This is a genomic window from Streptomyces silvae, assembly GCF_016745505.1.
GTDB classification, from domain to species: domain Bacteria; phylum Actinomycetota; class Actinomycetes; order Streptomycetales; family Streptomycetaceae; genus Streptomyces; species Streptomyces silvae.
This window is the reverse complement of sequence record NZ_JAERUC010000075.1, coordinates 1-8,729: the sequence shown is the minus strand read 5'-3', so window position 1 is coordinate 8,729 and position 8,729 is coordinate 1. Positions and strand designations below refer to the sequence as shown.

Below are 8,729 nucleotides of genomic sequence, written 5' to 3'. Positions count from 1 at the left end.
CATCTGCGGCGTTGTCGTCAATCACCATGGCTCCGCCATGGCTCAATCCTCCGCCTTGCAGCTGCACGCACCCAGACCCGCTCCTTCACCCACCTCCCAGTCGCCGGACCCTCCAAGCCGCAGCGCGAAAGGACTTTGACCAGCAATGGCCGACGAGAACACCCCTGTGATGCCCGAAGAGGAGCCCGCCGTCCCGGGCGTGGGCATGCGTGTCGAGCCCGTCGGGCTCGAGACGGAGATGCAGCGCTCCTACCTCGACTACGCGATGTCCGTCATCGTGTCGCGTGCGCTGCCCGACGTGAGGGACGGTCTGAAGCCCGTCCACCGCCGGGTGCTGTACGCGATGTACGACGGTGGCTACCGGCCCGAGAAGGGCTTCTACAAGTGCGCCCGCGTCGTCGGTGACGTCATGGGTACGTACCACCCGCACGGCGACTCCTCGATCTACGACGCGCTCGTGCGACTGGCGCAGCACTGGTCGATGCGCATGCCGCTGGTGGACTCCAACGGCAACTTCGGTTCCCCGGGCAACGACCCGGCCGCAGCGATGCGGTACACCGAGTGCAAGATGATGCCGCTGTCCATGGAGATGGTCCGGGACATCGACGAGGAGACCGTCGACTTCCAGGACAACTACGACGGCCGCAACCAGGAGCCGACGGTCCTGCCGGCGCGCTTCCCGAACCTCCTGGTGAACGGTTCCGCGGGCATCGCGGTCGGTATGGCGACCAACATCCCGCCGCACAACCTGCGTGAGGTCGCCGCCGGCGCCCAGTGGTACCTGGAGCACCCGGAGGCCTCGCACGAGGAGCTCCTGGACGCCCTCATCGAGCGGATCAAGGGCCCGGACTTCCCGACCGGCGCGCTGGTCGTGGGCCGTAAGGGCATCGAGGAGGCGTACCGCACCGGGCGCGGCTCCATCACGATGCGCGCGGTCGTCGCGGTCGAGGAGATCCAGGGCCGTCAGTGCCTGGTCGTCACGGAGCTCCCGTACCAGACCAACCCCGACAACCTCGCGCAGAAGATCGCCGACCTGGTGAAGGACGGCAAGGTCGGCGGCATCGCGGACGTCCGGGACGAGACGTCCTCGCGTACGGGCCAGCGCCTCGTCGTCGTGCTCAAGCGTGACGCGGTCGCCAAGGTCGTGCTCAACAACCTGTACAAGCACACCGATCTGCAGTCGAACTTCGGCGCGAACATGCTGGCGCTCGTCGACGGGGTGCCGCGCACGCTGTCGATCGACGCGTTCATCCGGCACTGGGTGACGCACCAGATCGAGGTCATCGTCCGGCGCACGAAGTTCCGGCTGCGCAAGGCCGAGGAGCGGGCGCACATCCTGCGCGGCCTGCTCAAGGCGCTGAACGCGATCGAAGAGGTCATCGCGCTCATCCGCCGCAGCAACACCGTGGAGATCGCGCGTGAGGGCCTGATGGGCCTGCTGGAGATCGACGAGATCCAGGCGAACGCGATCCTGGAGATGCAGCTGCGCCGCCTGGCCGCGCTGGAGCACCAGAAGATCACCGCCGAGCACGACGAGCTCCAGGCGAAGATCAACGAGTACAACGAGATCCTGGCCTCGCCCGCGAAGCAGCGTCAGATCGTCAGCGAGGAGCTGGCGGCGATCGTCGACAAGTTCGGCGACGACCGGCGCTCCAAGCTGGTCCCCTTCGACGGCGACATGTCGATCGAGGACCTCATCGCCGAGGAAGACATCGTCGTCACCATCTCGCGCGGCGGCTACGTCAAGCGCACCAAGACGGACGACTACCGCTCGCAGAAGCGCGGCGGTAAGGGCGTGCGGGGCACGAAGCTCAGGGAAGACGACATCGTCGACCACTTCTTCGTGTCGACGACGCACCACTGGCTGCTGTTCTTCACCAACAAGGGCCGGGTCTACCGGGCCAAGGCGTACGAGCTGCCGGACGCCGGCCGGGACGCGCGCGGCCAGCACGTCGCGAACCTCCTGGCGTTCCAGCCGGACGAGCAGATCGCGCAGATCCTGGCGATCCGCGACTACGAGGCCGCGCCCTATCTGATCCTGGCCACGAAGGGCGGTCTGGTGAAGAAGACCGCGCTGAAGGACTACGACTCCCCGCGGTCGGGCGGTGTCATCGCGATCAACCTGAGGGAGACCCAGGACGGCAGCGACGACGAACTGATCGGCGCCGAGCTGGTGTCGGCCGAGGACGACCTGCTGCTCGTCAGCAGGAAGGCCCAGTCGATCAGGTTCACCGCGACGGACGACGCTCTGCGCCCGATGGGCCGCGCGACGTCGGGCGTGAAGGGCATGAGTTTCCGCGAGGGAGACGAACTGCTCTCGATGAATGTTGTCCGGCCCGGTACGTTCGTGTTCACTGCCACCGACGGCGGGTACGCGAAGCGGACCGCGGTCGAGGAGTACCGCGTCCAGGGCCGCGGCGGTCTGGGCATCAAGGCCGCCAAGATTGTCGAGGACCGGGGCTCGCTCGTCGGCGCGCTGGTGGTCGAGGAAGCGGACGAGATCCTCGCCATCACGCTCGGCGGCGGTGTGATTCGTACGCGAGTCAATGAAGTCAGGGAGACGGGCCGTGACACCATGGGCGTCCAACTGATCAATCTGGGCAAGCGGGATGCCGTCGTCGGCATCGCGCGCAACGCCGAGGCCGGTCGTGAGGCCGAAGAGGTCGAAGGGACCGATGAGGCCGAAGGCGCCACGGTCGAGGCCGATGCCGCGAGCGTGGACGAGGGCACAGCCGAAGGCACGGCGCCTTCGGCCGGGGAGCACGAGGAGTAGAGCGTGAGTGGAGCCACGGGCGCCGGGTCGGCCGCTTCCGGAGCAGGCGCGCACGGCGCCCGTGGCCCTGCCACGGACTCCCAAGGGGGCACTGTGACGGACACTCGGGGACCTCAGCCGCAGTACGAGGGGTACGCGACCGGGCCGTTGCCCGGCGAGCGTGAGCCCGCGGCAGGGCAGGCGGGTCCCTACCACCCGCCGCAGGCGTACCAGTCCCCCACGGGCGGTACGCAGGGCGGCGGCACCCAGGGCGGTGTACAGGGCGTCGGCGGTACGCAGGCGACCCGGCTGCCCCGGACCGGGGCGCGGACGACTCCGCGTACCCGTAAGGCGCGACTGCGGGTGGCGAAGGCCGATCCGTGGTCGGTGATGAAGGTCAGCTTCCTGCTCTCCATCGCGCTGGGCATCTGCACGGTGGTCGCGGCCGCCGTCCTGTGGATGGTGATGGACGCGATGGGCGTCTTCGAGACGGTGGGCGGCACGATCAGCGAGGCCACCGGCTCGAACGAGAGCAACGGCTTCGATCTGCAGTCGTTCCTGTCGCTGCCGCGCGTGCTCATCTTCACCTCGGTCATCGCGGTGATCGACGTGGTGCTGGCCACCGCGCTGGCGACGCTGGGCGCGTTCATCTACAACCTGTCGGCCGGCTTCGTGGGCGGTGTGGAGCTCACTCTCGCCGAGGACGAGTAGGCCTCCGGGTATCGATTTTGGGACTGGCCCCGACGTGCGCTAATCTTCAGAAGTCAGCGCAACAGCGCGGCGGGGCTATAGCTCAGTTGGTTAGAGCGCATCCCTGATAAGGATGAGGCCACAGGTTCAAATCCTGTTAGCCCCACCAGCACGAAGGCCCCCCACCGGTAACGGTGGGGGGCCTTCGGCATGTGCGGGTCCGGGGACAGCCGCCGAGCGGCATCTCGCCGCCGGGGCTACGGAGGACTGCTACCCGCTGATCGGTTGTGCCGCACGGTGTGGAGCGACGCGACCGGAGCGGGCATGAAGAAGGCCCCCGCCGGTGTGAACCGGACCAGGGGCCTGGGTGGCGTCAGCGGCGCCGTCAGGGTGGCAGCGGGGCCGAGTCCCCGGCCGGTGTGGCGCTGTGGGCGGAGCGGGCACCGTCCGTCGGGTGCGTGGCGTCCGTGGTGTCGGCGGACAGCTGGCGGGTGGCCGGCGAGGAGCCGTGGGCCTCGGCGCGGATGCGCTGCTTCATCGTGGGTGGCAGCGCCCTGTCACGCGGAAGGGTCCATCGCACCGACGGCGTGGTCGCGGTTGCCGGGTTCGCACCCGTGTGCTCGTGGCTCGTGACCGTCGGCTTCGCGGCCGTGGCCTGGGCGGTGGCGAGGCCCAGCGACGCGAGAAACGCGAAGAAGGCGGTGATGAAGGCGGTCCAGATGCTCTTGACCCTGAAGGTGCTCATGGCCCCTCGCTTTCAGGTGGTCCGGTTTGCTTACCTTTCCGATGATGTGGATCCGGGCCCTGAAAACCGGGACCGACGCCCCCGGTGCGCCGATCTTCCGATGAACACCACTCTTATGGTTCAACCGGCTCGAAAAAGCCGTCCAGGGGGTCCCGGGGGACCTCGAAAGGGGTCCGGAACGGGTGGCGGGCGGGTGCCGGGGAGGTCACCGATCGGTATCGGCCGGTGTGTATAGTCGGGCGCCAGAAGTCCCTTACGTCAAGGAAAGACGAGGTCGCGCGGTGAAGAAGCTTCTCCTGGTCGCACTGGCCGCCATCGGCGGGCTCCTCGTGTACCGCCAGATCCAGGCGGATCGCGCCGAGCAGGATCTGTGGACGGAGGCGACCGACTCCGTGCCCGCAGGTTCAGGTGTGTGAGACGGAACAGTCTGCTACAAGCCCCGGTCGCCGAGCGGCCGGGGCTTTCTGCTGCCCGGGGACCGTGACGACCGTCTCTGGGTTCACTCAAGCGAATTCTTGGGTTGCTTGAGCAAAATGGCCCGGGTGCCGGCGCCCGGTCCTCGGGTTCGAGCCCGAGGACCGGGCGTGGACGGTGATACGCCGGAGGCCGCAGACAGCGGTGGTACGGGCGGGGCAGGATGGACCGGCATCACGGCCGCCGGTGGAGCGGGCGCCGTGCCGCCCGGTCTCCTGCGCGTACGCAGCCGGCGCCGGGCACGTACGAGGACGACGAGGGGGAGCGCGTGAACAGGCAGCGCAACAGGGGCCGGGTGACGCTCGCGACGGTCGCGGCGGTGTGCGCGGTGGCGGCGCTGCCGGGGCAGGCGCACGCGGCCGACGGCCCTGCGGCGTACACCTTCGACCCGGCGGCGGCGACGGTCGAGGGCGCGGAGACCAACGCCGACGCGGAGGAGCTGAAGCCGGGTTCGGTCTACCGGAGCTCCATCGGGCAGGGGCAGAAGCTCTACTACCGGCTGGAGCTCGACGACAGGACGGACGCGTACGTCTCCGCCGTGGCGGTGCCGAAGGCCGGCGGCAAGGTCGCCTACGGGGACGGCATCACGATCAGCATCAGGGACCTCGACGACACCCGGTGCAGCTCCGAGGACGCGGACTTCGCGTCGGCGGAGTTCCCCCGCCCGATCGCCGCGTACGCCCGGCGGACCGTGGAGAAGGACAGCACCACGTGTGCGGCGAGCGGCACGTACAACGTGCTGATCGAGCGGGAGAGCAAGGCGACGTCGTCGACCGAGGACTGGGACCTGGAGCTGCGCTTCGAGAACGAACCGGCGCTGAAGGACAAGAAGTCGATGCCGACCGAGGCGCCGGAGAACTGGCCCTCCGCCTCGCCGACACCGCCCGCCGGCAAGCAGAAGCGGACCGGCGGCAGCGGTTTCTACGACGCCACCAGCCTGGACACCGGTGAGTGGGCCGACACCATCGCACCGGGGCAGACCCGCTTCTACCGGGTCCCCGTGGACTGGGGGCAGCAGCTCTTCGCCACGGCCGCGCTGAGCAACAGCTCCACGTCGACGGAGTACCTCGGCAACGCCTTGGCGCTGGCCCTGGACAACCCGGCGCACGGCCATGTGGACGACGCGACGCTCTCGTACTCCGGGGCGCCCAACTCGGTGGCCCTGGACACGCTTCCCCCGGTGGCCTACGAGAACCGCTACGACGCGGGGGCCGACGTCAGCGCCATGCGCTTCGCGGGCTGGTACTACCTGTCGGTGACCCTCTCGCCCGAGGTCGCCGAGCACTACGGGGACGAGGCCCTCGGGCTGACGCTCAAGGTGAAGGTCGTCAACGACGGCAAGGCGTCGCCCTACCAGGGGGACGCCGGGATCTTCGGGGTCACGGACGACGACCGGGACATGGCCAGGAGCGGCCTGAGCGCGCCGGAGGCCGGTGAGAGCGACACGATGAGGATGGTCGCCGCGGCGGGCATAGGCACGGGCTCGGTGCTGGTGCTGGGGCTCGGCGCGTGGGTGCTGCTGGCCAGGCGCCGAGCCGTTCCCGCCGCCGTGCCGCCGGGCGCGGGCGGACAGCCGCCGTTCGGCGGTCCGCCGCAGGCCTGGTAGGGGCTCAGGCCTGGGTGAGCGCCCAGATGCCCACCGCGAAGCAGATCAGCGCCACGACCAGCACCGGGACCGCCACCTTCGGGGACGGTCCCGGACGCCTCGCGGGGACCGGCAGCGGCTGCGGCACGGGTGGCGCTGTGTGCTGGGGGGTCCCGGGGGCCTGGGCGGTGTAGGCGCGGGTGGGCGCCGTCCCGTACGGCACAGCGGCCGTGGGTGCATGGGCGAGGTCCGGGGCCGCGTCGGAGGCGTAGGGGGGCCCGGCGTGGGCCGGGAGCGGGGACGGCGCCTGCGGCTGCGCCGGGTGGGGAACCTGCGCGGGCGGCGGCGCGAGATGGAAGCTGCCGGTCTCCGACATCGACGACGCCGGTGGTGCGTACGGCTGTTGCTGCCCCGGCGTGCCCTGCGGAGCCGCGTAAGGCTGCTGGCCGGGGCTCTGCGGCGCGTACGGCTGCTGCGACGACTGAGGGCCGGGCGGCGTGGAGTTGGGGGCCTGAGCGGGCGTCTGCGGCCCGTTGCCGGGTGTCTCGGGGCCGGTGGAGGGACCGTCGGGGCCGAATCCGGCGGGCAGCGGGCCGATCTGGTCGAAGACCTCGACCCGCTCGTCGTCCGGACCGGGCTCCGGCAGCATCTCGACCGCAGCCGTCAGCGCCTTGCGCGCGCCCGTGGCCGTACGGAAACGGGCGTGCGGGTCCGGTTGCAGCAGGCCGGCCAGGACCTGCCACAGGGGCTCCGGCACCCCCTGGGGCGCGCTCGGGGTGCCGTGCGCGGCGAAGTACTCGATGAGCGCCTTGGAGTCCGGCTTCTGGCCCTGCAGGAGGTAGAGCGCGACGAGGCCGACGGCGAACAGGTCCGCGGGGAAGTCGGGCTCCGCCCCCATCATCTGCTCGGGTGCGAAGTAACCGGGCGTGCCCACCACGTAGTTGGTCTCCGTCAGCCGCGGCTCGCCCTTGCGCATCGAGATGCCGAAGTCGGAGAGCCGCAGATGTGGCCGGCCCGTACCGGTGGCCTCCATCAGGATGTTGGCCGGCTTGATGTCGCGGTGCACGACCCCCTCGGCGTGCACCGTGGACAGCCCGGACAGCAGCTGGTCGAGCAGGAGGCAGACGAAGCGAGGGGGCAACGGGCCGTAGTCGCCGATGACATGGGCCAGCGAGCCGCCGCTGACCAGGTCCATGGTGAACAGGACCTTGTCGTCGTCGGCGGCCCAGCTGGCCGGAGCGAGAACATGCGGGTGCTCGATCCGCAGCGCCTGCTCGCGGACGAAGCGCAGCAGCGTGTGCGCGTCGCTCTGCTGCAGGACCTTGGCCGCCACGTACCGGCGGCGCCGGTGGTCCCACGCGCGCCAGACGGCGCCGACCCCACCGCGTCCGATCGGATCGACCAGCTCGTACCGACCAGCGAAGACCTCACCCATTGCGCTGCGCCCGCTCCCGTTCCCGTTTCGGTTCGTGCCCCGGCTGTCGGGATACTGCCACGGCTCAGCCGCCCCGGAGTGGCCCCCGGGGCCCTGGACCCCTTGCTAGCTCTGGTGGCCTTCGTAGTGCGCGACCGCGTCCGCGGTGCGCCCCGCGCCGTACACCTTGAGGAACTCTGCCAGTTCGGGGTGGGCCGGGGCGAGGGAGTCGGCCGCATCGATGATGTCGCCGGCCGCCGCGACCGACCGCAGCAACGACTGGATCTCCCGGACCACACGGCGCACGGTGGGGGCACCGCCCGTGGTGGAGGTCTGGCCGGTGTTGGTCAGGACCGATCCGCCCTGCGACTTCTTGATCTCTTCCATCCGGTCGGTGGCCTCTCCCGCGCTGACGCTGCCGTCCGCCACCTGGCTGGCGAGCTCCTGAAGTGCCTGGACCCGCTGGACGACCGCCGGGTTGCCGATCTTCGCCCGCTGTCCGCTCATCAGCTGGGAGAGCATGGGCGCGGACAGCCCGAGCACCGCCGCGAGGCGTGCCTGGTTGAGGCCGAGGTCGTCGATCAGCCTGCGGAAGAGCGCCCCCAGCGGCTCTCCGTACCAGCTGCGCTGGAGCTCCCGGGCTCTAGCCGTCGCCTCTTGCTGCGCTGCGTCCATTGCGTCTCCCCTTCGCTGCGGCTTCGCTGCTGCGAACCTCGTCGTGCATCTTACGGAGAGCCGTTCCGGGCCGGGAGCCCCAATCCTTTTGCAGGATCCGGGGGGTCACCCGGTACTCTGTTCTGCGACGGGCGTCGCGGCATGGTTATGTCCTGTGGTGTCCGGTTTTTCGGGGCCTTAGCTCAGTTGGTAGAGCGCTGCCTTTGCAAGGCAGATGTCAGGAGTTCGAATCTCCTAGGCTCCACATCCCGAAAGTCCCTCTGTCCCGCGCGGAAACGCAGGACAGAGGGACTTTTTCGTGGGCTTCCGGGGGCCCACGTCTTTCGTGGGCTTCCGGCGGGGGCCCGCGGGCACGGGAAGAGGGGCGCCGGAGGACTGTGAGGTCCTCCGGCGC

The 8,729-nt window shown here is 70.0% G+C and carries 7 protein-coding genes and 2 tRNA genes; 6 read left to right on the top strand and 3 right to left on the bottom strand.

Annotated features, from left to right (window positions below; all coding sequences use genetic code 11):
* Nucleotides 1-145: 145 nt before the first annotated feature.
* The 3 genes from gyrA to JKV81_RS09760 all read left to right on the top strand — a co-directional run bounded on the left by gyrA (nucleotide 146) and on the right by JKV81_RS09760 (nucleotide 3,611).
* On the top strand, nucleotides 146-2,773 hold the full coding sequence (gyrA, locus tag JKV81_RS09770) for a DNA gyrase subunit A (protein ID WP_129264592.1): 2,628 nt from the start codon (nucleotides 146-148) through the stop codon (nucleotides 2,771-2,773).
* Between the two features lie 93 nt (nucleotides 2,774-2,866).
* Complete coding sequence (locus JKV81_RS09765) at nucleotides 2,867-3,463, top strand: DUF3566 domain-containing protein (protein WP_124277884.1); 597 nt, start codon at nucleotides 2,867-2,869, stop codon at nucleotides 3,461-3,463.
* A gap of 71 nt (nucleotides 3,464-3,534) precedes the next feature.
* Nucleotides 3,535-3,611 (top strand) — tRNA-Ile (locus JKV81_RS09760).
* Between the two features lie 216 nt (nucleotides 3,612-3,827).
* Here JKV81_RS09760 and JKV81_RS09755 read toward each other — a convergent pair.
* Nucleotides 3,828-4,187 (bottom strand): DUF6344 domain-containing protein, encoded by a 360-nt coding sequence (locus tag JKV81_RS09755; protein ID WP_202075413.1) that lies wholly within the window; start codon nucleotides 4,185-4,187, stop codon nucleotides 3,828-3,830.
* Between the two features lie 281 nt (nucleotides 4,188-4,468).
* Between JKV81_RS09755 and JKV81_RS36145 the strand changes: the two genes are divergently transcribed.
* Together JKV81_RS36145 and JKV81_RS09745 are read left to right on the top strand one after the other, a co-directional pair.
* A complete protein-coding gene (locus tag JKV81_RS36145) occupies nucleotides 4,469-4,603 on the top strand; it encodes a DLW-39 family protein (RefSeq protein ID WP_003958712.1) in 135 nt (44 codons plus the stop codon).
* Nucleotides 4,604-4,929: 326 nt separating this feature from the next.
* Nucleotides 4,930-6,267 carry a hypothetical protein gene (locus JKV81_RS09745; RefSeq protein WP_202075412.1) on the top strand — a complete coding sequence of 446 codons (1,338 nt, stop codon included), beginning with the start codon at nucleotides 4,930-4,932 and terminating at the stop codon, nucleotides 6,265-6,267.
* 4 nt (nucleotides 6,268-6,271) lie between these two features.
* On the opposite strand, the gene JKV81_RS09740 is transcribed toward JKV81_RS09745, so the two are convergent.
* Nucleotides 6,272-7,681, bottom strand: coding sequence for a serine/threonine protein kinase (locus JKV81_RS09740; RefSeq protein ID WP_202075411.1), 1,410 nt, complete (start codon nucleotides 7,679-7,681; stop codon nucleotides 6,272-6,274).
* Nucleotides 7,682-7,786: 105 nt separating this feature from the next.
* Nucleotides 7,787-8,335 (bottom strand): helix-turn-helix domain-containing protein, encoded by a 549-nt coding sequence (locus JKV81_RS09735; protein WP_099173287.1) that lies wholly within the window; start codon nucleotides 8,333-8,335, stop codon nucleotides 7,787-7,789.
* 171 nt (nucleotides 8,336-8,506) lie between these two features.
* Between JKV81_RS09735 and JKV81_RS09730 the strand changes: the two genes are divergently transcribed.
* A tRNA-Ala gene (locus JKV81_RS09730) sits at nucleotides 8,507-8,579 on the top strand.
* Nucleotides 8,580-8,729 lie beyond the last annotated feature (150 nt).